Source organism: Haloprofundus salinisoli (assembly GCF_020097815.1).
In the GTDB taxonomy this organism is placed as follows: domain Archaea; phylum Halobacteriota; class Halobacteria; order Halobacteriales; family Haloferacaceae; genus Haloprofundus; species Haloprofundus salinisoli.
Genome location: NZ_CP083663.1, coordinates 2,439,534 through 2,464,631 on the forward strand (window position 1 = coordinate 2,439,534; position 25,098 = coordinate 2,464,631).

At 66.2% G+C, this 25,098-nt stretch carries 31 protein-coding genes and 2 tRNA genes; 22 read left to right on the forward strand and 11 right to left on the reverse strand.

All coding sequences use genetic code 11. From position 1 onward, the window contains the following. Nucleotides 1–28: 28 nt before the first annotated feature. Entirely contained in the window at nucleotides 29–298 is a 270-nt protein-coding gene (locus LAQ73_RS17695) for a DUF7571 family protein (RefSeq protein WP_317988508.1), read from the reverse strand. A gap of 258 nt (nucleotides 299–556) precedes the next feature. Between LAQ73_RS17695 and LAQ73_RS12885 the strand changes: the two genes are divergently transcribed. Continuing rightward, a complete protein-coding gene (locus LAQ73_RS12885) occupies nucleotides 557–763 on the forward strand; it encodes a cold-shock protein (RefSeq protein ID WP_224268681.1) in 207 nt (68 codons plus the stop codon). Nucleotides 764–1,210: 447 nt separating this feature from the next. On the opposite strand, the gene LAQ73_RS12890 is transcribed toward LAQ73_RS12885, so the two are convergent. Beyond that, nucleotides 1,211–1,963 (reverse strand): DUF2064 domain-containing protein, encoded by a 753-nt coding sequence (locus tag LAQ73_RS12890; RefSeq protein ID WP_224268682.1) that lies wholly within the window; start codon nucleotides 1,961–1,963, stop codon nucleotides 1,211–1,213. 146 nt (nucleotides 1,964–2,109) lie between these two features. Next, nucleotides 2,110–2,520, reverse strand: a complete 411-nt coding sequence (locus tag LAQ73_RS12895) for a HalOD1 output domain-containing protein (RefSeq protein WP_224268683.1) — start codon at nucleotides 2,518–2,520, stop codon at nucleotides 2,110–2,112. 189 nt (nucleotides 2,521–2,709) lie between these two features. Between LAQ73_RS12895 and LAQ73_RS12900 the strand changes: the two genes are divergently transcribed. Then, entirely contained in the window at nucleotides 2,710–2,907 is a 198-nt protein-coding gene (locus LAQ73_RS12900; protein WP_224268684.1) for a hypothetical protein, read from the forward strand. A 45-nt stretch (nucleotides 2,908–2,952) separates the two neighbouring features. Here the strand turns inward: LAQ73_RS12900 and LAQ73_RS12905 are convergent, their stop codons facing one another. The 3 genes from LAQ73_RS12905 to LAQ73_RS12915 form a co-directional block, all read right to left on the reverse strand. Continuing rightward, nucleotides 2,953–3,588: a uracil-DNA glycosylase gene (locus LAQ73_RS12905; RefSeq protein WP_224268685.1), complete on the reverse strand. Its 636-nt coding sequence runs from the start codon at nucleotides 3,586–3,588 to the stop codon at nucleotides 2,953–2,955. Nucleotides 3,589–3,674: 86 nt separating this feature from the next. Further along, entirely contained in the window at nucleotides 3,675–3,962 is a 288-nt protein-coding gene (locus tag LAQ73_RS12910; RefSeq protein ID WP_224268686.1) for a DUF7976 family protein, read from the reverse strand. Continuing rightward, the gene (locus tag LAQ73_RS12915; RefSeq protein WP_224268687.1) at nucleotides 3,959–5,002 is read right to left on the reverse strand and encodes an Mrp/NBP35 family ATP-binding protein; all 1,044 of its coding nucleotides are present in this window, start codon (nucleotides 5,000–5,002) and stop codon (nucleotides 3,959–3,961) included. The genes LAQ73_RS12910 and LAQ73_RS12915 overlap by 4 nt, the downstream gene beginning before the upstream one ends. Nucleotides 5,003–5,141: 139 nt before the next feature. Here LAQ73_RS12915 and LAQ73_RS12920 point away from each other — a divergent pair, with 139 nt between their 5' ends. Both LAQ73_RS12920 and moaA read left to right on the forward strand, forming a co-directional pair. Continuing rightward, on the forward strand, nucleotides 5,142–6,278 hold the full coding sequence (locus LAQ73_RS12920; protein ID WP_224268688.1) for an acyl-CoA dehydrogenase family protein: 1,137 nt from the start codon (nucleotides 5,142–5,144) through the stop codon (nucleotides 6,276–6,278). 148 nt (nucleotides 6,279–6,426) lie between these two features. Next, nucleotides 6,427–7,386 carry a GTP 3',8-cyclase MoaA gene (gene moaA, locus LAQ73_RS12925; RefSeq protein WP_224268689.1) on the forward strand — a complete coding sequence of 320 codons (960 nt, stop codon included), beginning with the start codon at nucleotides 6,427–6,429 and terminating at the stop codon, nucleotides 7,384–7,386. 81 nt (nucleotides 7,387–7,467) lie between these two features. Here the strand turns inward: moaA and LAQ73_RS12930 are convergent, their stop codons facing one another. Then, the gene (locus LAQ73_RS12930) at nucleotides 7,468–8,148 is read right to left on the reverse strand and encodes a DsbA family oxidoreductase (RefSeq protein ID WP_224268690.1); all 681 of its coding nucleotides are present in this window, start codon (nucleotides 8,146–8,148) and stop codon (nucleotides 7,468–7,470) included. A 630-nt stretch (nucleotides 8,149–8,778) separates the two neighbouring features. Between LAQ73_RS12930 and LAQ73_RS12935 the strand changes: the two genes are divergently transcribed. From LAQ73_RS12935 to LAQ73_RS13015, 17 genes are all read left to right on the forward strand, one after another. After that, nucleotides 8,779–8,861 (forward strand) — tRNA-Ser (locus LAQ73_RS12935). A gap of 17 nt (nucleotides 8,862–8,878) precedes the next feature. Beyond that, nucleotides 8,879–9,403 (forward strand): 30S ribosomal protein S13, encoded by a 525-nt coding sequence (locus tag LAQ73_RS12940; RefSeq protein ID WP_224268691.1) that lies wholly within the window; start codon nucleotides 8,879–8,881, stop codon nucleotides 9,401–9,403. Beyond that, the gene (locus tag LAQ73_RS12945; protein ID WP_224268692.1) at nucleotides 9,400–9,927 is read left to right on the forward strand and encodes a 30S ribosomal protein S4; all 528 of its coding nucleotides are present in this window, start codon (nucleotides 9,400–9,402) and stop codon (nucleotides 9,925–9,927) included. The genes LAQ73_RS12940 and LAQ73_RS12945 overlap by 4 nt, the downstream gene beginning before the upstream one ends. Beyond that, the gene (locus LAQ73_RS12950; protein ID WP_058582895.1) at nucleotides 9,924–10,313 is read left to right on the forward strand and encodes a 30S ribosomal protein S11; all 390 of its coding nucleotides are present in this window, start codon (nucleotides 9,924–9,926) and stop codon (nucleotides 10,311–10,313) included. The genes LAQ73_RS12945 and LAQ73_RS12950 overlap by 4 nt, the downstream gene beginning before the upstream one ends. Before the next feature lie 5 nt (nucleotides 10,314–10,318). Next, nucleotides 10,319–11,068 (forward strand): DNA-directed RNA polymerase subunit D, encoded by a 750-nt coding sequence (locus LAQ73_RS12955; protein ID WP_224268693.1) that lies wholly within the window; start codon nucleotides 10,319–10,321, stop codon nucleotides 11,066–11,068. 196 nt (nucleotides 11,069–11,264) lie between these two features. Next, nucleotides 11,265–11,349, forward strand: a tRNA-Leu gene (locus LAQ73_RS12960). Nucleotides 11,350–11,376: 27 nt separating this feature from the next. Then, nucleotides 11,377–11,730, forward strand: coding sequence for a 50S ribosomal protein L18e (locus LAQ73_RS12965; protein ID WP_224268694.1), 354 nt, complete (start codon nucleotides 11,377–11,379; stop codon nucleotides 11,728–11,730). Further along, the gene (locus tag LAQ73_RS12970) at nucleotides 11,727–12,164 is read left to right on the forward strand and encodes a 50S ribosomal protein L13 (RefSeq protein ID WP_224268695.1); all 438 of its coding nucleotides are present in this window, start codon (nucleotides 11,727–11,729) and stop codon (nucleotides 12,162–12,164) included. Before LAQ73_RS12965 ends, LAQ73_RS12970 begins: the two co-directional genes overlap by 4 nt. Further along, nucleotides 12,158–12,556, forward strand: a complete 399-nt coding sequence (locus LAQ73_RS12975) for a 30S ribosomal protein S9 (protein ID WP_224268696.1) — start codon at nucleotides 12,158–12,160, stop codon at nucleotides 12,554–12,556. The genes LAQ73_RS12970 and LAQ73_RS12975 overlap by 7 nt, the downstream gene beginning before the upstream one ends. A gap of 12 nt (nucleotides 12,557–12,568) precedes the next feature. Next, nucleotides 12,569–12,763, forward strand: coding sequence for a DNA-directed RNA polymerase subunit N (locus LAQ73_RS12980; protein ID WP_058582900.1), 195 nt, complete (start codon nucleotides 12,569–12,571; stop codon nucleotides 12,761–12,763). Continuing rightward, a complete protein-coding gene (locus tag LAQ73_RS12985; RefSeq protein WP_224268697.1) occupies nucleotides 12,760–12,936 on the forward strand; it encodes a DNA-directed RNA polymerase subunit K in 177 nt (58 codons plus the stop codon). Before LAQ73_RS12980 ends, LAQ73_RS12985 begins: the two co-directional genes overlap by 4 nt. Further along, nucleotides 12,936–14,141, forward strand: a complete 1,206-nt coding sequence (eno, locus tag LAQ73_RS12990) for a phosphopyruvate hydratase (protein WP_224268698.1) — start codon at nucleotides 12,936–12,938, stop codon at nucleotides 14,139–14,141. The genes LAQ73_RS12985 and eno overlap by 1 nt, the downstream gene beginning before the upstream one ends. Beyond that, the gene (rpsB, locus tag LAQ73_RS12995) at nucleotides 14,138–14,923 is read left to right on the forward strand and encodes a 30S ribosomal protein S2 (protein WP_224268699.1); all 786 of its coding nucleotides are present in this window, start codon (nucleotides 14,138–14,140) and stop codon (nucleotides 14,921–14,923) included. The genes eno and rpsB overlap by 4 nt, the downstream gene beginning before the upstream one ends. Before the next feature lie 74 nt (nucleotides 14,924–14,997). Next, nucleotides 14,998–15,522, forward strand: coding sequence for a DUF8215 family protein (locus LAQ73_RS13000; protein WP_224268700.1), 525 nt, complete (start codon nucleotides 14,998–15,000; stop codon nucleotides 15,520–15,522). Between the two features lie 205 nt (nucleotides 15,523–15,727). Beyond that, nucleotides 15,728–16,450, forward strand: coding sequence for an acetoacetate decarboxylase family protein (locus tag LAQ73_RS13005; RefSeq protein ID WP_224268701.1), 723 nt, complete (start codon nucleotides 15,728–15,730; stop codon nucleotides 16,448–16,450). Between the two features lie 63 nt (nucleotides 16,451–16,513). Further along, the gene (gene mvk, locus LAQ73_RS13010; protein ID WP_224268702.1) at nucleotides 16,514–17,566 is read left to right on the forward strand and encodes a mevalonate kinase; all 1,053 of its coding nucleotides are present in this window, start codon (nucleotides 16,514–16,516) and stop codon (nucleotides 17,564–17,566) included. Then, the gene (locus tag LAQ73_RS13015; protein ID WP_224268703.1) at nucleotides 17,567–18,328 is read left to right on the forward strand and encodes an isopentenyl phosphate kinase; all 762 of its coding nucleotides are present in this window, start codon (nucleotides 17,567–17,569) and stop codon (nucleotides 18,326–18,328) included. A gap of 331 nt (nucleotides 18,329–18,659) precedes the next feature. Here the strand turns inward: LAQ73_RS13015 and LAQ73_RS13020 are convergent, their stop codons facing one another. The 3 genes from LAQ73_RS13020 to LAQ73_RS13030 form a co-directional block, all read right to left on the reverse strand. Continuing rightward, the gene (locus LAQ73_RS13020; RefSeq protein ID WP_224268704.1) at nucleotides 18,660–19,601 is read right to left on the reverse strand and encodes a DMT family transporter; all 942 of its coding nucleotides are present in this window, start codon (nucleotides 19,599–19,601) and stop codon (nucleotides 18,660–18,662) included. A gap of 21 nt (nucleotides 19,602–19,622) precedes the next feature. Beyond that, nucleotides 19,623–20,408, reverse strand: a complete 786-nt coding sequence (locus LAQ73_RS13025; RefSeq protein ID WP_224268705.1) for an MBL fold metallo-hydrolase — start codon at nucleotides 20,406–20,408, stop codon at nucleotides 19,623–19,625. A gap of 125 nt (nucleotides 20,409–20,533) precedes the next feature. Beyond that, nucleotides 20,534–21,592 (reverse strand): inositol monophosphatase family protein, encoded by a 1,059-nt coding sequence (locus LAQ73_RS13030; protein WP_224268706.1) that lies wholly within the window; start codon nucleotides 21,590–21,592, stop codon nucleotides 20,534–20,536. Nucleotides 21,593–21,729: 137 nt separating this feature from the next. Here LAQ73_RS13030 and LAQ73_RS13035 point away from each other — a divergent pair, with 137 nt between their 5' ends. Continuing rightward, nucleotides 21,730–24,495, forward strand: coding sequence for an ATP-dependent helicase (locus tag LAQ73_RS13035; protein ID WP_224268707.1), 2,766 nt, complete (start codon nucleotides 21,730–21,732; stop codon nucleotides 24,493–24,495). 43 nt (nucleotides 24,496–24,538) lie between these two features. On the opposite strand, the gene LAQ73_RS13040 is transcribed toward LAQ73_RS13035, so the two are convergent. Next, nucleotides 24,539–25,045: a DUF6789 family protein gene (locus LAQ73_RS13040; RefSeq protein ID WP_224268708.1), complete on the reverse strand. Its 507-nt coding sequence runs from the start codon at nucleotides 25,043–25,045 to the stop codon at nucleotides 24,539–24,541. Nucleotides 25,046–25,098 lie beyond the last annotated feature (53 nt).

The window sequence follows — 25,098 nt, forward strand, 5'->3', positions numbered from 1 at the left end:
TGAAATACTCGCTAGGGGTAGGTGCCGTTCAGAGGGACATGGAGTCACGATACCAGCCGGGGTCGTGATCCGTGAGGTCGATGAGGTCCGACCGACACGCTGGGCAATAGTCAGGGGTGACTGATTCGCCTCGGGGGACGTACACCGCGCCGCCGCACTTCACGCACGCATCCGTGGCGATGGTCGCGCAGTCCGCGCAGACGTTAAAATCGTCAACTGTGAGGTCGCGCAGGGGTTCTAGTTGTTTATCCAGAATATACTCGTCGATAACAGCCTGACAGTTGTGGCACGGTTTCATGACGATGCCTATAGCCCCATGTGACCACCACGTAAATACATGTCTCCAAGAATGATCCGACTCGCTATGGTCCGGCTATCTCCTGTAGATATCGCCCGTTCTCCCAGCAGTTCCGATTTCTTTCGGCGAGGCCCCGAATCTCGGGCGATACCCCTCGTAAATCGGCCGACCCCTACGTCTGCGTCTCGATCACGACGTGGTCGTGGTACCTTGACCCTCGGAAGGGTTATCCCTCACCCTATTCTACGTTTGTTTGTAATGGCAAACGGTAAGGTTGATTTCTTCAACGACACAGGCGGCTACGGTTTCATTTCGACTGACGACGGCGACCTCGACGACGACGAAGACGTCTTCTTCCACATGGAGGATGTCGGCGGCGAAGACCTCACGGAAGGTACTGAGGTCGAGTTCGACATCGAGTCCTCTCCGAAAGGGCCTCGCGCGGCGAACGTCGTCAGGACGTAATACCGAGATACACTCGTCGCTCACAGCGGCGAACAACGACCTCGATTTTTCAGACGGTTACACGTCCGAGCTGACGCTATCTGTGGACTCTCTACTGAGTGAACTGTCTTGTGCTGAGTATGTGCGTTGTATCCAGCACGGCTCCCTGAAACCTATCAGCGCTTGGGCTGTCTAACCGAGTCAAACAATTTCAAGGAGTAATCTGGGCTAAGAATTGTTCCGACAATCGACGCTGAAAGTGCACTCTGCAACCGATGGAACCTGATTATCGAACCGGTGTTTTTACTATCGGATAAACGACGCGTAAGGTAGAAGCCCCAAATCGACTGTTTTCGGGGTGAACCTGGGATACCGAACACTGGACGCTTTGCGCTAAGGCGCAATCGTCCGCTCTGCCATCCCGCCAGCGTTCCGACTACCGTTGGGCACCCTCAATCCTGTCTGTCCTCAGTTACGGACGACCGTCGGTTCACCGTCTTCGACGACCCGAAGTCCGAGTTCCGCGACGAACTTGGCGGTGTGTTTCGGCACGATGCGCCCCGCCTCGCGTCGGGCGTGCAGCATCGGCAACACCGTCAGGAGGTCCTCGCCCGTCTCGACGGTCGGTTGCATCGGGACGAAGTCCACGTCGAGCCCCGCGTCGTGGCCGTGGGCGGCGAGCGTCTCTATCTCGGGGTGGGTGAACGACTCCGTGAAGTCGATGGGCTCCGAGAACGCCGCGTAGTAACACCGTCCGCTCATCGAGGGGCCGAGAACGACGGGTGCAGAGCGGAGTTTCATCGCCGCCGAATCGACGAGCGTGCGCGTCAGAAACGGCGCGTTCCCGCGCACGACGGCGACGGACTGCTCGCCTTCGGTGCCGAGGAGATGCGAGACGGTGTTGCCCGCGCGGGCGTCGAACGTCGAGCCGACCTGCTTTTCGACGCGAACGTCCGAGAGGTCGCCGAGCGTGTCGGCGGCGAGTGCGCGCACCGCTGCGGCCGCCGGTTCGTCGGTGACGAACTCGTCGGGGAGCAGGTCGTCGGGTCGATAGTTGACGAGCAGTTCGCCGCCCGAGCGGACGGCGGCGAGAAACGCGTCTTTCAGCATCGCGGCGTAGAACTCTGCGGCCTCGGCTTCGGTGAGCGGACTCGTCTCGGCGAGGTCCGAAAGCACGAGACCGGGTCGCGGCGGGTCGGCGAACACGGCGACGACAGTCATACTCAGTGCTCGTCGCGGCGGCGTCTTGAACCCGCTGGTGTCCGTCGCCGAAGGCGTCGCGTCCGTCGGCGTCGAGTGGCGTCAGTAGTCGGCGTCGAATCGAGAGAAGAGTCCGTCGCTGCGCGCGCCCATCGCAGCGCGGCTCGTTATCGCTGTTGAGGGAGCTCGTAGACGTTGACCTCGCCGGTGCTGAAGACGACGACTTCGTACTCGTCGTAGGTGAATCCGACGTAGCGCATCGGCGTCGCCTCGGGTGCCGCGTTGCTGGACAACACCGCCTCCGCGAATCCGAGGTCGATGACGTTACCGATCGGCGGCTGCAGCTGGAGCGGTTCGGTGTTCTTTGCTCGTGCGAGCGCCTTTGCGACGGCGAAGGTCAACGTATCCGGATCGTCCGGGTCGTACGTTGCGCTCGCGACTTCTGTACGACGTGCGGTGACGAACTCGTCCACCGACGCGGTCGACTCTGAGAAATCGGAATCGGTCGAACGCTCGGTGCTCGACGCCCGATTCGGCTCCTTCGTTGAATCTCTCTTCGAGTTGCCCGGTCTATCCATATCCGTCAGTTGTGCCGGTTCACCGATTTAAATGCTTTATGGATTATTTCCGAATAGCAATGGTAGCAATTTTACTAGTGAACGTTGTTCGATGAACAGAGACCAATCGTTCGTTGATACTGATACGACTATATCAAAATGTATGAGTGACAGGAAATGCTCTTTGTTCTCACTCCCGATGCGTACCGTATGGAACTCCTCGGACAGTTCACGCGACTCGTCATCGTCGGTGTCGCCGCCGTCGGTCTCGGTGCGATGCTGACGTTCCTCGCAACCGGGCTCACCGCCGAGACAGTCGTCGCCGGGATTCTCGTCGCAGCTTTCGTCGCCGCGGCGGTTCGGTTCGCGGTCCGGCGCGCGGTGAGAACGGAGACGCCCTACTGGTAGTCTCGCACGAGGCTCCCGAAGCGAGTGAGCAGATCGGGCGCTCGATTATCGGCCGCGCCGACCCTTCGTCTGCCGGTAGTCGCGGCCGAAGACGTTCTCCGTGACGTGCTCGACGAACGCCTCGGTCTGCTCGTCGGTCTGTCTGTCGAGTTCGACCATCGGGACGAGTTCGAAGCCGCGGCCGCGAATCGTCGTCGCGTGTTCCGCCTCGACGTCGAAGCTCTCGACGCGGCGGGTGGTGTAGTCGAACGCGAGCGCTTCGAGCGCCCGCTGACCGACGGGGACGATGATCTGCGGGTTGATCATCCGAACCTCGGCGTTGAGATACGGTTCGCACGTCTCTATCTCCACGTCCGTCGGTTCGCGCTCGGGGTGGCGACAGCGCGTCAGATTCGTCAGGAAGACGTTCTGGAGGTCGGGTTCGGTCGACTCCGGCGACGACCGAGAAAAGCCGAGTTCGCCGAGGATGTACTGGAGCCGCTCGCCCGCCGCGTCGCCGACGAACGGCACCCCCGCCTCGTCGGCCCCCGCGCTCGGCATCTCGCCGACGAAGAGAAACTCCGCGCCCACGTCGCCGTAGCCGTGGACGAGACTCTCGCGCGTCTCGCAGAGCGCCGGACAGTTCGTGCAGTTTTCGTCCATGCTGAAGGGGTTCTCCAGCGTGTGCTGATGGGCGTCCACGGCAGAGGTTGGAGGAGGGACGGTAAAACGGTGCGGAAGCGAGGAGGGAGTAGCGGCGCCGGCGCTGTCGGCCCGGCGCTCGGCGACTACCGCCGCAGCCCGCCCTGCTCTTTGATGTTCATGATGTGGCGGACGTTCAGGTAGATCTCCTCCGGCGAGGTGTCGCCGTCGGGGTCGTAGAGGTCGCTCACGCGGTAGAGGACCGCCGAGAGCTGTCTGCTCTCGGAGCTCTCACCGTAGACGTCCTCCGCTATCTTACGGAGCGCTCGGACGCGCTCGTCGTCCGCCGGAAACTCCGCGTCGGAGTCGGAGGCCATCTGCCAGTCCGGCTCGTCGTCTTCGGCGTCCTCGGCGGGAACCGGCTCCTCGCTCATCGCTGCGACCGGAGCTTCATCCGGTTGACGACGCCGACGTTGTTGGCGACGTTCTCGGTCAGCACGCGGAACGCGTCGGCCGTCTCGTCGTCCTCCTCCAGCACGATGGGTTCGCCGCCGTCGCCGCCCGTTCGGACCTCCGGGTCGAGCGGAATCCCGCCGAGGTACGGCAGGTCCGTCTCCTCGGCGAGCGCCTTCCCGCCGCCGGAGCCGAAGATGTCGTGGCTACTGCCGCAGTCGGGACAGACGAAACTCGACATGTTCTCGACGACGCCGAGGACGTTCGTGTCGTGGGTGCCGAACATCCGCAGTCCTTTGCGGGCGTCGTCGAGTGCGACTTCCTGCGGCGTCGTGACGATGACCGCGCCCGTCAGCGGGAGCGTCTGCAAGATGGTCAGTTGCGTGTCGCCCGTTCCAGGCGGTAAGTCGAGCACGAGGTAGTCGAGTTCGCCCCACTCCACGTCCTCGACCAACTGCGTCAGAATCTTGTGGACCATCGGGCCGCGCCAGATGACGGGGTCGTCCTCGCCGACGAGAAACGCCATCGACATCAGTTTCATCCCGTACTTCTGGGGCGGGACGATGGTCTCCTCCGCCGTCGCCTGCGGGTGTTCGTCGGCGGCGACCATCCGCGGGACGTTCGGACCGTACACGTCGGCGTCGAACAGGCCGACGCGCGCGCCGAGTTGCGACAGCCCGGCCGCGAGGTTGACTGCGACGGTCGATTTGCCGACCCCGCCCTTGCCGGAGGCGACGGCGATGACGTTCTTCACGCCGGGAAGCACCTGTTCGCTCTCTGAGAGCGACGACGGCGTCTTCGCCGAGAGCTCGGCTTCGAGCCCCGCTTCCGAGAGCACGTCCCGGACGCGGGTGGCGATGTGCGTCTCGTTCGGGGCGTACGGTGCACCGAGCGCGAGCGATACGCGCGCGACGCCCTCGTCGACTTCGACGGCGTTGACCAACCCGAGCGAGACGATATCCTCGCCGAGGTCGGGGTCTTCGACCCCCCGAAGGAGATCTCGTACGTCGGCTTCGTTCATGCCCTCACGGTGGGGCCGTCGCTCGAATAAGGGTTATGTAAGCGGTGCCGCGCTGCGGCGGTCGAGAAACCGCCATCACCCTACCGAGGACTCCATCACACCGCGGGCTACTAATACTCACTCTACGTCACGGAGAACCATGCGATTCACCCTCACTGACGAGCAGCGAGCACTCAGAGCCGACGCCCGAGAGTTCGCGGAGGCGAACATCGTTCCGCAGGCCGCCGACCTCGACCGGGACGAAGCGTCTCCCGACTCGATTCTCGCCGGCCTCGGCGAGCGTGGGTACGCGGGACTGACCGTCCCCGAAGCGTACGGCGGCCGCGGCGAGGGGATGGTCGAACTCGCGCTCGTCACCGAAGAGCTGTCGGCCGGACTGATGGCCGTCGCGAGCGCGCTCGCGCTCCACCTCGGTGTCGCCGAGATCGTCGAGCGGTTCGGCACCGACGCGCAGAGAGAACACGTCCTCCCGGAGATGGCGAGCTACGACCGCGTGGGCGCACTCGGCCTCAGCGAGGAGAACGCCGGCAGCGACAAGCGAGGAATCGAGACGACGGCGACGCGAGAGGGCGACGAGTGGGTGCTCGACGGCCACAAGCGCTGGGTGACGAACTACGACGACGCCGACGTCGTGCTGACCTACGCGCGGACTGGTCCCACCGAGGACGCTCCCCGGAACGTCACCGCCTTTCTCGTCCCCGCCGACGAGTTCGAGGTCGACACCGTCTGGGAGACCCTCGGTGCAAAGAGCGTGAAATCGCCGAAGGTGACGCTCTCGAACGTCCGGGTGTCCGACGACTGGCGGATCGGCGAGGTGGACGCGGCGCTCGTCGAACGCGGGAGCGCGACCACCGGCATCAACGTCCCGGCGCGCGCCGTCGGTCTCGCCCGCGCCGCGCTCGAAGACACCGTCGTCTACACGAGCGGGCGCGAGCAGTACGGCGGGCGAATCGGCGACTACCAGGGCGTCCGCTGGCGCGTCGCCGAGATGGCTCGCCGCGTCGACACCGCGAGACTGCTCACGCTCCGGGCGGCCGACTACGCCGACCGCGGCCGCGACGCGGCCCGCGAGTCCGCCATGGCGAAAGTGTACGCGACAGAGGCCGCCGTCGACGTGACGAACGACGCGCTTCAACTCCACGGCGGTGTCGGCTACACGACCGAACGCTCGGTCGAACGCTATCTGCGCGACGCGCGCCTCTTGACCATCGCCGGCGGCCCGAACGAGGGTCACCGCGACAGCGTCGCCGACGCGGTTTACGAGCGCGGCGCGTGATGCGGAACCCGTCCAAAAGGCGTCGGGTCGTCGCTCGGTGACGGCGACCACCGGACGCGCTCGGCGAGCCGCTCGTAACCGGATTCGGTTACCTCATCCCGGAACGCCCCCGCTCATTTAAGAACATCCACACGAACTCTCACGACATATGCTCACGGACGACTTCGGCAGGGACGTCACCGGCGTCCGCATCTCGCTCACGGACCGGTGCAACTTCGACTGCGTCTACTGTCACAACGAAGGGTTAGGCGACACCCGCGGGCCGATGGACCCGCAGGACGACGAGATGAGCGCCGACGACGTCGTTCGCTTCCTCGAAGTCGTCGAGGAGTTCGGCGTCCGGAAGGTGAAGTTCACCGGCGGCGAACCGATGCTCCGACAGGACCTCGAAGAGATTATCGAGCGCACGCCCGACTCGATGGAGACGTCGCTGACGACGAACGGGACGTTCCTCCCCGGCCGCGCGGAGGACCTGAAGGCGGCCGGTCTCGAACGGGTGAACGTCTCGCAGGACGCGCTCGACCCGCAGGCGTTCGCCGACATCACGAAGTCCGGCGCGTACGACCGCGTGATGGAGGGCGTTCGAGCGGCCCTGGACGCCGGCCTCGACCCGGTGAAACTGAACATGGTCGTGTTCGAGCACACCGCGGGCTACGTCGAGGGGATGGTCGACCACGTCGCCGAGAACGACGGCCTCCAGCTCCAGCTCATCGAGTACATGCCCGAACTGACGGGCAAACCCGAGTGGAGCATCGACATCCAGCGCGTCCACGACTGGCTCGCAGACATCGCCGACCGAATCGAACACCGCGAGATGCACGACAGAAAACGCTACTTCGTCGGGGAGGGGATGGTCGAAATCGTCGACCCCGTCGGCAACGAGAACTTCTGCGCGAACTGCCACCGCGTGCGCGTCACCCACGAGGGCTACCTGAAGGGCTGTCTCAACCGCAACGACGACCTGCGGCCGATGGGCGACATGACCAGAGACGAGATTCGAGAGACGTTCCGAGAAACCGTCGAGAGTCGGGTTCCGTACTACGGCGAGTATCTCGTCCGCGACGAGACCGACGAGTGGGTTCTCAACGAGAAGTATCTGCCCGCCTGAGTCGACGTCCGCCGACGTCGCGGCGCTTGTGCGACACTGCGCGGAGACCGACGAGCGAATCGGCGAGATGCCGATGGTGAGTCACTGAGACTCGACGAGCGTCTGCAACGACTCCTCGGGCACCGCGCCCTGGGCCGTCCGCCCCTGGTAGAGAAACGAAGGGATGCCGGTCACGTTCTCGCGTTCGGACTCTTCGAGCGCTTCGTCGAGGCGTCGTCGGTGCGCCGAGTTGGCGAGCGCCGACCGGACCGACGCCGGGTCGATGCCGGCCGCTCCGGCGATGTCGACGAGCGTTTCCTCGTCGCTGATATCCTCGCTGTCCCGCCACAACGCGGAAAACAACCATCGGTGGACGGTCTCGAAGCGGTCGGGGTGCTCGTCCCGAACGTACAGAGCCAACTGTTGGGCTTTCTTCGAGTCGACGGCCCGATACCTCGGCGAGGGGAGGTTCATCTCGACGCCGTACCGCCCCGCCAACTCCTCGACGGCCGACCACGACGCTCCGAGCGACTCCTCGACGTCGATCTCTCGACCGATGGTCCCGTCGGAGTCACGGTACGGTTCGCGGAGGTCGAACGGTCGCCACTCGACCGGAAGCGACGGAAGTCCTCTGTTCTCGCGGCCGGCCAGATAGTGAGACAGGACCTCGGTTCCGAGATAACTGAACGGACAGACGTAGTCGGCGTACACGACTAGCGAATCGTTCGTCTGGCAGTTAGTCGGGGGATCTGCGCCGTTTTCGTTCCCCTCGCTATCTCGCATATTTTCCCAAAGGAACTACCCTCGTAAGTAGTCACGCCCCAATCAGTGCCGGAGCGGGACGGCATCCCTTGGTCCCTGCGGGCAAACGTACGTGTAAAACACCGCGCGTAGGTGCGGGGATATCAACTGATTGCGTCGGTTCGGTCGAAAGATGGGTGTGTGACTGTCTCCGACGCTATAGGCCTCATAGACTCCCGATATGTTCACAGCGGTCGGGCGTCCGAACGCCCGATCGGGGGCGTTCGTCACCGAGGCGGGTCTCTCTATCACGAAGCCGCGACCAGGACGGCGGGGGCGAGTAGGCGACAGGGTAATGAGGTGAGCGAGGGGTTGGAGTAAGCATCGTCCACCCAGACACGCCGCAACAGCGGCGAGCGGGCGGTTCGCACCGCCGACGAACTTGTCGCCCGGTGGCGACGCCCGCGCAGGCGCGCGAGATTTTGGGTCTCTGAGCGGCCGGTTTCGGGGACCACCGCGAACGCCGCGTTCGCGCGACGCGGTATGTCATCGGAACCCACGTTCCCGGACCTTTCGTGACGTTTAAGTACCGTCCACGGATTACTCCGAATGTAGTCACTGTAGGGGCACGGCGTCCCGAGTCCAGACGGGCGACGATACGACAGACACAGGGTTGCGGTAGCCAAGTGGCCCAAGGCGCTGGGTTGCTAACTCAGTGGCGTCATGCCTCCGGGGTTCGAATCCCCGCCGCAACGCTCACCCACTTTCCACCATGAGTGCAGAAGAACCACAGGACGGCTCGACCGAAGAGGAGGAGGAGAACCTCCGATACTTCGTCCGCATCGGGCAGACGGACCTCGACGGGACGAAGACGGTCGAGCGGAGCCTGACAGAGATGAACGGTATCGGCAAGCGCACCGCGCGCATCGTCGCCGAGACCGCGGGTGTCGACCGAACCGCGACGTTCGGTCGCCTCGACGAGGAGGACATCGACGCCGTCGTTTCGGCCGTCGAGAACCTCGCCGACGAGGTCCCCCCGTGGCTCACTAACCGGCAGAACGATTTCTACACCGGTGAGACGACGCACCGAATCGGTAACGACCTGCAACAGAAACGCCGCCACGACATCAACCGGATGCAGATGATAAACTCCTACAAGGGCATCCGGCACCAGCGCGGCCAGAAGGTCCGCGGCCAGCGGACGAAGTCCACCGGCCGCACCGAGGGAACCATCGGCGTCAACGTCGAAGCTATCCGCGAGGAAGCGGAAGCAGACGAGGGCGGTGACGAAGAATGAGTACCGGCAAAAACACCAAGTCCTACGAGACGCCGAACCACCCGTACCAGGGCGAACGCATCGCCCGCGAGGGCGACCTGCTCGGCCGCTACGGGCTGAAGAACAAAGAAGAGCTGTGGCGCGCGCAGTCGGAACTGCGCTCGTTCCGCCGCGAGGCGCGACGCCTCCTCGGCAACGCGCAGGGAGACATCGACGAAGCCGGCCGCGAGGGCGCGGAGTTCCTCAACCGCCTGCGCCGACTCGGCATCCTGAACGACTCCGACGACATCAGCGAGATTCTCTCGCTCGACGTCACCGACCTGCTCGAACGCCGTCTCCAGACGGTCGCCTACCGCAAAGGCCTCGGCAACACGCCGAAGCAGGCGCGGCAGTTCATCACCCACGGCCACGTCACCGTCGAGGGCGCACGGATCACCGTCCCCTCGAAGAAGGTCGAGGTCGACGAGGAGTCCACCGTGAGCTTCGAGGAGAACTCGCCGCTTGCGGACGAACTACATCCTGAGCGCGCGGAGGGTCAAGAATGAGCGAAACCAGTGAAGAGACGTGGGGCATCGCCCACGTGTACGCATCGTTCAACAACACGCTCATCACCATCACCGACCAGACCGGTGCCGAGACCATCGCCAAATCCAGCGGTGGGACCGTCGTGAAGCAGAACCGCGACGAAGCGTCGCCGTACGCGGCGATGCAGATGGCCGAAGTCGTGGCCGAGGAGGTCAAGGCGGCGGGCATCGACGGCGTCCACGTCCGCGTTCGCGGTCCCGGCGGGAACCTCAACAAGTCCCCCGGCCCCGGCGCACAGGCAACTATCCGAGCGCTCGCCCGTGCCGGACTCGAAATCGGCCGCATCGAAGACGTGACGCCGATTCCGCACGACGGCACGCGCGCTCCCAAAAACCGTAGGTTCTGAAAACGATGGCAGACGAGTTCGAGGTCGAGTTCATCGAACGCGAAGAACGGTCGGCGAGGTTCGTCGTCCGCGGGCTGACGCCCGCGATAGCGAACGGCATCCGCCGTGCGATGATCACCGACGTCCCGACGTTGTCCATCGACACCGTCCGGTTCGTCGAGAACTCCTCGGTGATGTTCGACGAGATGATCGGGCTTCGACTGGGCCTCGTGCCGCTGACGACGCCCCTCGACGACTTCGAGGTCGGCGACGAAGTGACGCTGGCGCTCGACGTCGAAGGTCCGGCGACGGCGTACTCCGGCGACATCGAGACCAGCGACGAGCTGGTCAAGCCCGCCGACGAGAACATCCCCATCATCGAACTGAAAGAGGGCCAGCGCCTCGAGTTCGAGGCCGACGCGGCTCTCGACACCGGCAAGTCACACGCCAAACACCAGGGCGGCGTGGCCGTCGGCTACCGACACCTCCAGCGGGTGGCGGTCGTCGGCGACGCCGGCGAGTTCGACGAGGCGGAGCCGAACATCCTCCGGGGCGTCATCGAGACGGAGGAGGGCGAGCTCGTCGCCACCGACGAGTTCGACAACGACCTCACCAACCGCTACCCCGGCAAGGAAGTCGAGGTGACGGACGTCCCCGGCGCGTTCGTCTTCCACGTGGAGACGGACGGCTCGTTCAGCGCCGACGAACTACTGCTTCGCGCCATCGACTCCATCGACCGGCGCGCGGCGGAACTCGAAGACGCAGTCGCAGTCTAACGCAACACAGTACAGATGACCCCCTCAGCCACGCACCGACGTTCGCTTCGGCCGCTTCGGCGACGCCACTGCTCCGGTGGCGTCTCGGAGGCCCGACGAACGGCGGTGCTGTCGGCAGACGCGACGACGACCTCCGGGTCGGCGGCGTGTCGGACCGAAAGTGGTTTGAAGGGGCGGAGAGAACACCAAATCGCGTGCAGGGATAGCCAAGTTTGGCCAACGGCGCAGCGTTCAGGGCGCTGTCTCATAGGAGTCCGCAGGTTCAAATCCTGCTCCCTGCACTCCCCTTCTCAGGAGGTTACTTCATCATGAGTAGCAAGACGAATCCGAGACTCACGAGTCTCATCGCCGAGCTAAAGGCGGTTTCGCGCGACTCAGACGCCGCAGTCTGGCGTGACGTCGCAGACCGCCTCGAAAAGCCCCGGCGCACCCACGCGGAGGTCAACCTCGGCCGCATCGAGCGGTACGCGCAGGAAGACGAAACCGTGGTCGTCCCCGGCAAGGTGCTGGGGAGTGGTGTGCTGCAGAAAAACGTCACCGTCGCAGCCGTCGACTTCTCGGGCACCGCCCGCAAGAAGATCGAGCAGGTCGGTGACGTGCTGACGCTTGAACAAGTCGCAGAACAGAACCCCGAAGGATCCAACGTCCGGGTGATTCGATGAGTTACGCCGAGTTCGAAGCCGACGTGATCGTCGACGCCCGCGACTGCATCATGGGCCGCGTCGCCAGCGAGGTGGCCCAGCGCGCGCTCGACGGCGAGCGCGTCGCGGTCATCAACGCCGAGCGCGCGGTCATCACCGGCAGCGACGAGGACGTGATGGGCGTCTACCGGAAGCGCTCGGAGGTCGGCTCCGACCGCGGTCCGTACTACCCGAAGCGCCCCGACCGGATCTTCAAGCGCGCCATCCGCGGCATGCTCCCGTACAAGACGCCACGCGGCCGCGAAGCGTTCGAGAACGTCCGCGTCTACCTCGACAACCCGTACGACGAGGACGGCGAAGTGCTCGACGGCACGTCGCTGGACCGACTCTCGAACATCAAGTTCATCTCCCTCGGAGAGATCTCCGAAAAACTGGGTGCTAACGTCACATGGTAACCAACACGAGCGGTAAGAAGAAGACGGCCGTCGCCCGCGCCACCGTGCGCGAGGGCGAGGGTCGCGTACGAATCAACTCCCGGCCCGTCGAACTGGTCGACCCCGAGGTCGCGCGCCTGAAGATGTTGGAACCGTTCCGCATCGCCGGCGACGAGCTCCGCGACGACGTCGACATCGACGTGCGCGTCAACGGCGGCGGCTTCAGCGGGCAGGCGGACGCCACCCGCACCGCCATCGCCCGCGGGCTGGTGCAGTACTTCAACGACGCCGAACTCCGCGACGCGTACATGGAGTTCGACCGGTCGCTGCTCGTCAACGACGTCCGGCAGTCCGAGTCCAAGAAATGGGGCGGTCCGGGCGCTCGCGCTCGCTACCAGAAGTCCTACCGCTGAGGTGACCCAACCATGATGATACCCGTCCGGTGTTTCACGTGCGGCAACGTCGTCGCCGAACACTGGGAAGAGTTCAAAGCACGCGCCCGCGAGGGTGACGAAGACCCCGCCGAAGTTCTCGACGAACTCGGCGTCGAGCGGGCGTGCTGCCGACGGATGATGGTTTCGCACAAAGACCTCGTCGACGTGGTGGCTCCGTACCAATGATGCAACACTACAATCGGTACGAGAAGGCGCGCATCCTCGGCGCACGAGCGCTGCAGATCAGCTACGGTGCGCCGGTTCTCGTCGAATCGAAACAGACCGAACCGATCCTCATCGCGGCCGAGGAGTACGACGCCGGCGTGCTTCCGTTCACCGTCCGGCGGGAGGGTAAGTGATGACGCTCGTCACCGACGTTCGACTCCGCCGCGTGCTCGACTCGCGGGGCAACCCGACCGTCGAGGCCGACGTGCTCACCGAGTCCGGCGGCTTCGGCCGCGCGGCCGCCCCCAGCGGCGCGTCGACCGGGGAGTACGAGGCCATCGAACTGCCGCCGAGCGAGTCCATCGCGGCGGCGCGCGAACGCGCTATCCCGCGACTCATCGGCGAGGTGTACGCAGGTAACCAGCGCGAAGTCGACAACGCACTTCGCGCCGCCGACGGCACCGAGAACTTCTCGGAGATCGGTGCCAACAGCGCCGTCGCCATCTCGATGGCGGCCGCGAAAGCCGGCGCAGACGTACTCGGCGCGCCGCTGTACCAGCACCTCGGCGGCGCGTTCCGCGGCGAGGAGTTCCCGACGCCGCTCGGCAACGTCGTCGGCGGCGGCGAACACGCCGCCAAAGCGACCCACATCCAGGAGTTCCTCTCCGCGCCCGTCGGCGCACCGAGTATCGACGAAGCCGTCTTCGCCAACGCCGCGGTCCACGCCCGCGTCGCCGAGATTCTCGACGAGCGCGACATCGCCGCCGCGAAAGGCGACGAGGGTGCGTGGGCACCCGCCATCGACGACGGCGAGGCGTTCGAGATCGTCGACGACGCCGTCTCCGACGTCGAGGACGAGCTCGGCTTCGAGATTCGCTTCGGCCTCGACGTGGCCGCCGCGGAGCTGTACGACGAGGACGACGAGCTCTACCGCTACGGCGACAAGGAGCGCTCGACCGACGAGCAGATCGACTACATCGCCGACCTCGTCTCCGAGTACGACCTCGTCTACGTCGAGGACCCCCTCGACGAGAACGACTACGAGGGGTTCGCCGAGCTCACCGACCGCGTCGGCGACCGGACGCTCATCTGCGGCGACGACCTGTTCGTCACCAACGTCGAGCGTCTGCAGACGGGTATCGACGAGGGCGCGGCCAACAGCATCCTCATCAAGCCGAACCAGATCGGCACGCTGTCGGACGCCTTCGACGCCATCGAACTGGCGACCCAGCACGGCTACGACTCCGTCATCTCGCACCGCTCCGGTGAGACGGAGGACACGACCATCGCACACCTCGCCGTGGCGACCGCCGCGCCGTTCATCAAGACGGGCGCGGTCGGCGGCGAGCGAACTGCCAAACTCAACGAACTCATCCGCATCGCGGACGACGCAGTATGACCGAAAACGACAACGAAGCACTCGAGACCGCCGAGGAGGAGATCGAGGAGGAGGCCACCGGCGAAGCCGGTGCCAATCCCGAGGTCGACCCCGACATCGAGGCGGACGACGACCTGCCCGCCGAGGGAGCCGACGAGGCCCCCGAGGCCGAAGAAGCCGACGACAGCCCGATGTTCGACGAGGACGTCATGCCCGACGACGAGGCGGACCTCCTCATCCCCGTGGAGGATTACCTCCAGGCGGGCGTCCACATCGGGACCCAGCAGAAGACCAAAGACATGGAGCGGTTCATCCACCGCGTCCGTGACGACGGTCTCTACGTCCTCGACGTCAGCCAGACCGACAAGCGCATCCGCACGGCCGCGGACTTCCTGGCGAACTACGACCCCGAGCAGGTGCTCGTCACCTCCTCGCGCCAGTACGGTCGGTTCCCGGCCGAGAAGTTCGCCGACGCCATCGGCGCGCGCGCCCGCACGGGCCGCTTCATCCCCGGCACGCTGACGAACCCCGACTACCGCGGCTACATCGAGCCGGACGTCGTCGTCGTCACCGACCCCATCGGTGACGCGCAGGCCGTCAAGGAGGCCATCACGGTCGGCATCCCGGTCATCGCGATGTGCGACTCGAACAACCAGCTGTCGAACGTCGACCTCGTCATCCCGACGAACAACAAAGGTCGCCGCGCGCTGTCGGTCGTCTACTGGCTGCTCGCCAACGAGACGCTCGACCGCCGCGGCACCGACACCGTCTACGCCCTCGAAGACTTCGAGGAAGGCATCTAGACCCCCGATTTCGCCGACGCGACTTCACTTCATTTTCCGACGGGTTGAAGCCGATAGCGACAGCTACCGAACATATGAGCGACCCGCCGCCTGGGCGAACGACCGACACCGCCGAGAGCCGGAAGCGCTGGGGCTGGTCCGGCCACGGCGTCGGTTCGAAAGTCGAGAAGGACGGCGTCGGCTTGTTTCTCGACGACCTCGCCTACGCGTTCGCGGACGTCTCGGTGTCGGCGCTGCCCGTGATACTCGCCGTGTACATGTTGGGCGACATTCGCGTGTTCGGCGCGAGAACCGCCACGCTCGTCGCGTGGTTGACGATGGTCGTCGTGGCGGCGGTCATCCGCGGCGGGTGGGTGACGCCGCTCGGCTCCGACGTTCCCGGCTGGGTGACGCTCGCGCCGTCGCTGCTCGTTTTCCGACTCCTCTACTTCAACGCCACGCTCGGGCTGGCGGGGTACGGCGGCGCGGCGATATCCGGCGAGCTCGCACTCCCGCTCGAATCTGTCCTCTTCGCCTTCGTCGTCGGTGTGCTTTCTGTGGCGCTCTTCCCGCGTCTCGCCGAGGAACTCTCGCGTCGACTCGCCGACTCGGAGCGTTAGTCGACGACGCCGACCGACCCGTCGAGACTTCGGCGTCCGGTCGGCGATAGCGAACGGCAGTAGTTCTCGGCGCTCGTCGTCGCCTGCGAACGGGACGTGGTCGGGCGTGAGTCGCATGGGCCACGTGAGTTCCGTGCCGGGGAAGACGTTCGTGCGGCCCGCGAGACGGCGAACGCTCAAGCGCGCGGCGTCCCTCCGTGAACGTATGCGTGGAGACGAGGAGATGGCGACGCTCTCGACCGGACAGACCGTCTCGCTGCCGCTTCGGTGCGAAGCGGACGTCGCGGGCGCGACGTTCACCGCGCGGTGGGAGCGACTTCGCGCCGCGGTTCCCGAGGGACTGACCCCGATTCGCGTCGCGCCGCGGTCGGGTCTCGTCACCCTCGCGGGCGTTCGTTACCGCTCGGTGGAGGGGTTCGACCCCTACGAGGAGTTCGCCGTCGTCGTGCCGGTCGCGCGGCGGACGGTCGGCGGGCGAGGAGTGCCGTATCTCGGGGCCGGAGCCGAAGTCGGCGGATTCGTTCTCGCGTTGCCGGTGACGACCGAGGCGTCGAAAGCGCTCGGGAGAGAGATTTGGGGCTACCCGAAGACGGTGGCCGATATCTCGGTCGCCGAGACCGACGACGGGTGGCGAGTAACGGCGGATTCGGAGGGTGCCGCGGCGACCAGGCTGACGGTGCGGGGCGGGCGGGCGCTCCCGCTCGACGTCCGGGCGACGAGTTACAGCGTCCGAAACGGCGTCCTCTCGGAAGCGCCGATCGACCTCCTCGGCGAGGTTCGTGTCGGTGTCGGAGGTGCACGAGTTCGCGTCGGCGACGGCGCACTGGGGACAACGCTCCGGGACCTCGGTGTCGGCCACCCCGTCGGGCGCTTCGTCGGACAAAGGCTTCGCGCGCACGTCCACGCGCCGACGCCGCTCTACGAGTGAGCTTCAGCAGACGCCTGACCCGATTCGCATACCCTTAAGCGGTCGCTGTCTCTCTGTTCGCGCATGACCGTTTCGAGCGCCCCGGGCAAGGTGTACCTCTTCGGGGAGCACGCCGTCGTCTACGGCGAACCCGCCGTCCCCTGCGCCATCGAACGCCGGGCGACAGTCAGCGTCGAACCGCGCGAAGACGACCGCATCCGCGTCGAGGCGCGGGATTTGAGCCTCGACGGGTTCACCGTGGAGTACTCCGGTGCGACCGACGGCCACCCGGACGTGAACGTCCCGACGCCGCTGGTCGAGGCGGCGATGGGCTACATCGACGCGGCGGTCGAACAGGCGCTCGACGCCGCCGATAGCCGAGAAGTCGGCTTCGACATCACCGTCGAGAGCGACATCCCCCTCGGCGCGGGCCTCGGCTCTTCGGCGGCCGTCGTCGTCGCGGGCATCGACGCGGCGACGCGCGCGCTCGGCGTCGACCTCGACGCCGAAGAGATAGCCGACCGGGCCTATCGGGCCGAGTACGAGGTCCAGGACGGCCAGGCGTCGCGGGCGGACACCTTCTGCTCGGCGATGGGCGGGGCCGTCCGCGTCGAGGGCGACGACTGCCGGACGCTCGACGCGCCGAACCTCCCGTTCGTCGTCGGCTTCGACGGCGGTGCGGGCGACACCGGCGCGCTCGTCGCCGGCGTCCGCGAACTGAAGGAACGTTACGAGTTCGCCGCCGACACCGTCGAGACCATCGGCGACATCGTCCGCGAAGGCGAGCGACTGCTGGCCGACGCCGACCCCGCGGACGCCCCGGACGACGAGTTGCTGGCGGAACTCGGTAACCTGATGGACTTCAACCACGGCCTGCTGGAGGCGCTCGGCGTCTCCTCGCGCTCGCTCGACAACATGGTGTGGGGCGCGCGGATGGCGGGCGCGGACGGCGCGAAACTGACCGGGGCGGGCGGCGGCGGCTGTATCGTCGCGCTCGACCCGACGCCCGAGACGGAGACGGGCCTCCGATTCACTCCGGGGTGTGAGGACGTGTTCCGCGCTGAGTTGGCGACCGAAGGCGTCCGCGTCGAAGCCGAGCGAGCGGTCGACTTCCGCGGAGAGCGAGAGGACGCCTGAATGGCGGTCGTCCTCAAACTCGGCGGGAGCGTCGTCACCGACAAGGACAGGCCCGAGACCGTCGACGACGAGGCGCTCGACGCCGCCGTCGACGCCGTCGCCGACTCGGGTCTCGAAGCGCTCGTCGTCGTCCACGGTGGCGGAAGTTTCGGCCACCACCACGCCGCGAATCACGGTGTCAGCACCACCGACGGAACCTCGGACGCGGCGGGCGCGCTCGCCATCCACGCGGCGATGAAGCGGCTGAACGAGGCCGTCGTCTCGCGGTTGCAGTCCCGGGGCGTCCCGGCGCTCCCCGTCCATCCGCTGTCGGTGGCGGCGCGTCACGGGAGCGACGACGCAGCTGGAGAGGACGCCGAACTCTCGCTGCCGCTCGACTCGACGGAGACGCTGCTCGGCGAGGGGTTCGTCCCGGTGCTCCACGGCGACGTGGTCGCCCACGCGGGCCGCGGCGTCACCGTCGTCTCCGGCGACGAGCTCGTCGTTCGACTCGCCGACGGCCTCGGGGCCGACCGGGTCGGCCTCTGTTCGACGGTGCCGGGCGTCTACGACGAGAACGAGGTCGTCGTCGACGAGATTCGGTCGTTCGAGGACGTGGCGGCGGCGCTCGGCGGGAGCGAGTCGACGGACGTCACGGGCGGGATGGCCGCGAAGGTCCGGGCGCTGTTGGCGATGGACGCTCCGGCGTACGTGTTCGGTCCCGATGGCGTCGGCCCGTTCTTAGCGGGCGAATCGCCGGGGACGCGTATCGACGGTCGGTGACGGTTTCGGAGAGCGCGTATCGGCGGAGTGACGGCTTCGGAGAACGACGCGGTGGCGCTGCGTATCCTCCGAGTGCGGTGACCGAAAAAGCAGGGTGGGCGAGCGAGCGCAGACACTCGGGCTCAGGCTTCGAGGCCGAGTTCAGCCAACTCGTCGGCGGTGTGTTCTTCGCGCAGTTCCGCTTCGTCGTGTTCTTCGAGCAACTCGCGGCGCTCGCGTTCGCTCAGTTCGTCCATGGGCGTCAAGTGGTGGCACATAGCAATCGAGCATTGGCCGCCGGCGCGTAAGTCGGTTACGGCGTTTCAGGGCGAGAGACCGTCGTCCCGAGCCGTCAGTCCGACTGCGAGTCGACCGACTCCGCTCGGTCACGACGGCGATCGAGCAACGCCGCGATGCTGTCGGATTTCACGAGGAGGAAGGCGACGAAGACGCCGAAGAAACCCGCAATCGTGGTCGCGTCGAGCGTCTCTCGGAGGACGACGAAGCCGAACAGCGCCGCGAACGGCGGGATGGCGTACTCCAGTAACCCGGCCTGAATCGGGCCGATACGGTCGAGCAGACGGAAGTAGGCGAAGAAGCCCGCCGCGCCGGGAATTAGCGCGAGGTACACTAGCCACCCGAGCGCCTCCGGCGTCGCCGACGTGACGGCGAGCGGAGCGAGCGACTCGCCCGGGAGCACGAGCGTCGCGAGCGAGAGGAGCGCGGCACCGACGAGGAGCGTCCACGCCTGCAGCGAGACGGGCGAGAGCGTCGCGTCGTCCTCGCGGGTGAGGACGGCCCCGAGCACCCACGCGATGGCGGAGGCGAGCACCAGTCCCGCGCCGACGCTCGCCGACAGGTCGTCGGGGTCCAGCTGCGCCATGAGCACGACGCTCAGAAAGCCGACGAGAACGCCGATAGCACCCGTCGCCGAGAGGCTGTCGTCGTGCCGCGCGAGACGCGCGAACACCGGCGTCGCGACCGGAACCAGTCCGAGAAGCGTCGCGGCGAGGGCGGCGGAGACGTACTGCTGTCCGGCGAAAAGCAGCGCGTGGTGGAGGCCGATGTTGAACGCGCCGCCGGTGAGAATCGGGAGCCAGTCGCCGCGACCGTTCGGCAGCCACCGCTTTCGGGCGGCGAAGACGACGACGAAGAGGGCAAGCGCCGCCAGCGAGAACCGAAGCGACGCGAGCGTCACCGGGGGAAACGAGTCGAGCGCCGCCTTGGTTGCGACGAACGCGGTCCCCCAGACGGCGGCGATGCCGACGAACAGCGCGGCGTCGTTTCGACTCACTACCCGCGGTTTCGTCGGTTGCTATTCAGGGATTTCGAATCGCAGGCCGTCGCGGGCGATTCGGACGTCGCCGTCGAACTGCGCCTCGACGCTGTCGAGCATCTCGCGGTGCTTGCCCTCGGTGTGCGGATAGAGGTGGGTGAGGTAGAGCCGGTCGATGTCGCACCCGGCCAGCGCCTCGCCCAACTGCGTCGGCGTCGGGTGGTTCGACACGTCGATCTCGTCGGGGAACGAACAGTCGTGGGCGAGGACGGCGGAGCCGTCGGCGAAGCTGGCGAGTCCCTCGAACGCCTCCGAGTCGCCCGAGAAGGTGAACGCGTCGTCGAAGCGATAGGCGAGACACGGAATCGAGTGGCGCGTCTCGTGCGCCTCGACGGAGTAGCCGGCGACCTCGAACGGTTCGCCGGGGGCGACCTCGCGGACGGCGAGGTCGACTCGACCCTCCAGGTAGTCGAAGGCAGTCAGCAGGTCGTCGACGAGCGATTTGGTCCCCGACGGCCCGACGACTTCGAGGTGCTCCTCGCCCGCGAGCCAGCGGGCTTTCAGGAGCGCCAAGAGGTCCGAGACGTGGTCGAGGTGGTGGTGGGTGAGGAGGACGGTGGCGACGCCCTCGTAGCTCACGTCGGTCCGACTGAGGCGGTGGAGGACGCCCGAACCGCAGTCGACGAGCAGGGGGCGTCTGTCGCCGCTTTGGGCGCTCTCACCGTCGCCGTCGTCTCCGTCGGCGCTCGGTTCGAGGAGTAGTCCGGTCTGGACGCGCTCGGGCAGCGGCATCGCGCTGCCGGTGCCGAGGAAGGTGACGTGCATACCGGGAGGGTTGCGCTACACCCGGAAAGTGGTTCGGGCGCTCGCGCGGCCTCTCGGGCGCCGACGCGCGACGGCCCGAACGACGAGTCTAACGAGAGAGGCGTCGGCCGCCTCCCGGTGACCGTTCAGTTCTCGGGCATCAGATCGTCGAGAGTCGCCCGCGGGTTACGATACCGGCCGAGAACGGTCCCGTGGAGGTCTCCGTTCGTGGCGAGTACGGTACCCCGTAGGATGCGCTCTACGTCGTCGTCGCCGCGGAAGTCGGTGACGCGGCCACCCGCCTCCCGGACGATGAGCGTCCCGGCGGCGACGTCGACCGGTTTGAGACCCCAGACGGAGAACGTGTCGAACGCCCCCTCCGCCAGGAGGACCATGTCGACGGCCGCCGCGCCCAGCTGCCGGATGCCGAGCGACTCCGCGACGAACTCCCTGAACAGGAGCAGGTACCGCGGATTAATCGCGCTCGCCGGACTGTAGAAGCCGACGGAGTTGAGCGACTCCTCGATGGTGGAGACGTTCGTCACCGACAGCGGGACCACCGACTCGACTTCGCTCGGGTCGCCGCCGGTGTCCTCGAACTTGATAGCGCCCTCGTCGGCGACGGCGGCGTACACCTCGTCGCGCGGCGAGTAGTAGACGACCCCCGCGTGGAGTTCGCCCTCCCTGACGACGGCGATGGAGACGCAGAAGTGCGGGATGCCGCGCACGTAGTTGGTGGTGCCGTCGAGCGGGTCGATTATCCAGACGAAGTCGCCCGAGCGCGTCCCGCCCTGCTCCTCGCCGAACAGTGCGTGGTTGTCGTCCTCGAACTCGTCTCCGAGTTCGTCCCGGATCGTGTCCCGGATGGCCTGCTCAGCCTCCGTGTCGACCTCCGTCACGAGTTGCCTGGGGGCCTTCGTCTCGGCCGTCTTTATCTGCCCGAACTGCTCGTCGTGAATCGCCGCCGCCTCGCGGGCGGCAAGCAGGGCGATTCGGAGGTAGCGGTCCTCCAGTACCGCGCCGTCGGTCTGCTGTCGGGGAACTGCGGACCCGCCGCCGCGGCCGAGTGAGCTCGCCACGTCGCTCCACCCCGCGGTCCCGCCGACGCCGGCGGCCGCTCCGGCCGCGCCGAGCGCTTTCAGCGTTCGGCGGCGGCCCTCGTCGAGTTCGTCGTCGGTCTCTCCCCCTCTGTTTTCTCGGTTCATGGTGCGCGAAATCTAGCTGCAACTACGACTATAACTATCGACCATGATAGTACAGGGAGCGAGACTGTAGTCCGCCGTCGTCGATAAGCTGACCGCACGGCACAACCGACTTACCCGCTCGGTTCTCAGGAGAACCAATGAGTGGCCGGGAGCTGTTGGCGGCGTCGGATATCGATTTCGACCCCGAGACGGCGACCATCGAAGACGAGTCGGTGCTCGACCTGTTGGAGCCGTCGGTCCGCGAGTGGTGGGTCGACGAGTTCGGCGAGTACGTCCCCGGCAACGGCGGCTTCTTCACCCCGCCGCAGCGCGAGGCAGTACCGCTCATCCACGAGCGAAAGAACGCGCTCATCTGCGCGCCGACGGGGTCGGGAAAGACCCTGGCCTCCTTCACCGCCATCATCAACGAACTGTTCCGGCGGGACAGGGAGCGGGCAGGAGGATTGGAGAACTCGGTGTACTGCCTCTACGTCTCGCCGCTGAAGTCGCTGGCCAACGACATCCACCGGAATCTGGAGGTGCCACTGGAAGGAATCTCCGAGCGGATGGCCGACCGGGGCGTCGACACCGAGATTCGCCACGCCATCCGCCACGGCGATACCGACTCCGCCGAGCGGCAGAAGATGCTGAAGGAGACGCCGCACATCCTCAACACGACGCCGGAGACGCTCGCCATCCTGCTGAACTCGCCGAAGTTCAAAAAGAAGTTGGAGACCGTCGAGTACGTCGTCGTCGACGAGATTCACAGCCTCGCCGAGAACAAGCGCGGAACGCATCTGTCGGTGTCGCTCGAACGCCTCGAAACCCTCGCCGAGTCGTCGCCGACGCGCATCGGCTGTTCGGCCACCGTCGAACCGCTGTCGACGATGGCGGAGTTCCTCGTCGGCGAGGAGAACGGCGAGACCCGCGAGTACGAGATCGTCGACACGCGGTTCGTCCGCGACTTCGACATCCGACTCGAGTGTCCGACCGACGACCTCATCGACACGCCCAGAGAGGTCGTGCAGGCTCGGTTCTACGACCGCCTGCACGAGCTCGTCGACTCGCACACGAACACGCTCGTGTTCACGAACACCCGGTCGGGCGCAGAGCGGGTGTTGCAGAATCTTCGGGAGCGATTCCCCGACTCGTTCGACGAGTCGAACTCCGGATGCCACCACGGGTCGCTCTCGAAGGACCGCCGACACGAGATCGAACGGCAGTTGAAAGCGGGCGAGTTGGACGTCGTCACCACGTCGACGAGCCTCGAACTCGGCATCGACATGCCGCACATCGACCTCGTCGTGCAGGTGGGGTCGCCGAAATCCGTCGCCTCGCTGCTGCAGCGAATCGGCCGGGCGGGCCACCGCCTCGGCCAGACGGTGCAGGGCCGCGTTATCGCGCTGGACCGCGACGAACTCGTCGAGTGCGCGGTGATGCTCAAGAAAGCCGAGGAGGGGTTCGTCGACCGGGTGTTCGTCCCCGAGAACGCCTACGACGTGGCGAGCCAGCACGTGTACGGCATGGCGATAAACGGCGTGAAGCGCGAGGCGGACGTGAAGGCGACGCTCCGACGGGCGTACCCGTACCGCAACTTTTCGGACGTCGAGTGGGAGCGACTGATGGCGTACCTCACCGCCGACTACGCGGGACTGGAAGAGAAGAACGTCTACGCGAAAATCTGGCGCGACACCAACGACGCGCCCGACGGTGAGCACCACTACGAGGAGTTCGACGTGGGCGAACCGCTCATCGGCAAGCGCGGGCGGTTGGCGCGCGTCATCTACATGACGAACATCGGCACCATTCCGGACTCGTTCACCTGCGACGTGTACGTCCGCGGGTCGAAGGAGTGGGTCGGCAACCTCGACGAGAGCTACCTCGACACGCTGGAGAAGGGCGACGTGTTCGTTCTCGGCGGGTCGAACTTCGAGTTCAGCTACCGCCGCGGGTCGAAAGTGTACGTCGACCCCACGTCGGCGCGGCCGACGGTCCCCTCGTGGTTCTCCGAGCGCCTCCCGCTGTCGTACGACCTCGGTCGCGAGATTCTGACGTTCCAGGACGAACTGCTCTCACGTCTTGCCAGCGGCGGTCGACCCGGCGTGCGCACGTGGCTCCGCGAGTTCCCGATGGACGAAAACAGCGTCCGCGCCGTCGCGCGGACGTTCGACGAGCAGGTGCGCTACGGCGGCCCCGAGGCGGTGAGCACCGACTCCCGGCTCGCCGTCGAGGAGGTGCTCGACCGCGAGGAGTACCGTCGCAACTTCTACGTCCACTCGAACTACGGCCGGAAGTTCAACGACGGCCTCTCGCGGCTCGTCGCCGCCCGCTGCGCCCGACGCTCGAACGCGAACGTCAAAGTCGCCGTCGCCGACAACGGTTTCAGCATCTCGATGCCGCTGAACCGGAAAGTAGACGTGGCGGACGCGATTCGGTCGTTGGACCCCGAAACCGTCCGCGAGGAGCTTCGGCGGGCGCTCACCGGAACGGACCTCCTGAAGCGCTACTTCCGAATCAACGCGACGCGCTCGTTGATGATTCTGAAGCGCTACAAGGGGTACGAGAAGACCGCCGCCCAGCAGCAGGTGTCCTCGGAGATGCTGCTGTCGTTCGCGCGGGATCTCGACTCGTTCGCCGTGATAGAGGAGACCTATCGAGAGATAGTCGAGGACAAACTCAACGTCGCCGGGATAGCCGAGGTGCTTCGGGGGGTACAGACGGGCGACGTGAGCGTGACCCACCGCGAACTGTACTCGCCGTCGCCGCGGGCGTTCGGCCTCGCCACGCTGATGGCCAGCGACGTAGTGCTCGCCGAGGACGAGTCGGCGGTACTCAGGGAGTTCCACGCGCGCGTCCTCGACGAACTCGGCGAGGACGACGAAATCGAACGGCTCCGCTCGGACGTCACCGGAACCGACGACTGAGGCGCAGAAAAGAGCGCTCCCGGCGCATCGCGGGGGGACCCGTTCAGACTTCGTACTGCGGAACCGCCGCGTAGCGGTCGTACAGCAGGCCGAGGACGTAGCCGTACACCCAGTGGGCGACGAGCGTGAGCACGAGATAACCCGCCAGCGTCGCGCCCGTCTGCTGGGAGTAGAACGCGATGGCGAACCCGGTCCAGACGATGGTCGCGTAGGAGACGCCGCGGCGCGCGAGCGTCTTTCCGGGGAGGAACACCGCCAGCGAGACGAACAGCAGCGGCAACGTCGTCATCCCACCGGCGACGAAGATGAACGACCCGATGGGGAAGCTATCGCCGAGCATCACGATCTCGGCCAGCCCCGCGAACGCCGACGGTTCGAGCACCCCCAAGAGGATGCCGACGACGAGTATCGGCGTCATCGCCACCATCCCGCCGAACCCGGCCCCGGCGGCGACGGTGACCATGTCGAGGCTCAGTCCCGTCTCCTGGTCTGAGGTCTCTTGGGTTACACCGGTGTCTGTCATCGCCGGGTTGTCAGAACCGTTCGACATACTCTGATAGTAGGATGCACGGCGGAAAAAGTGTTCGTGAGATATCACGACCG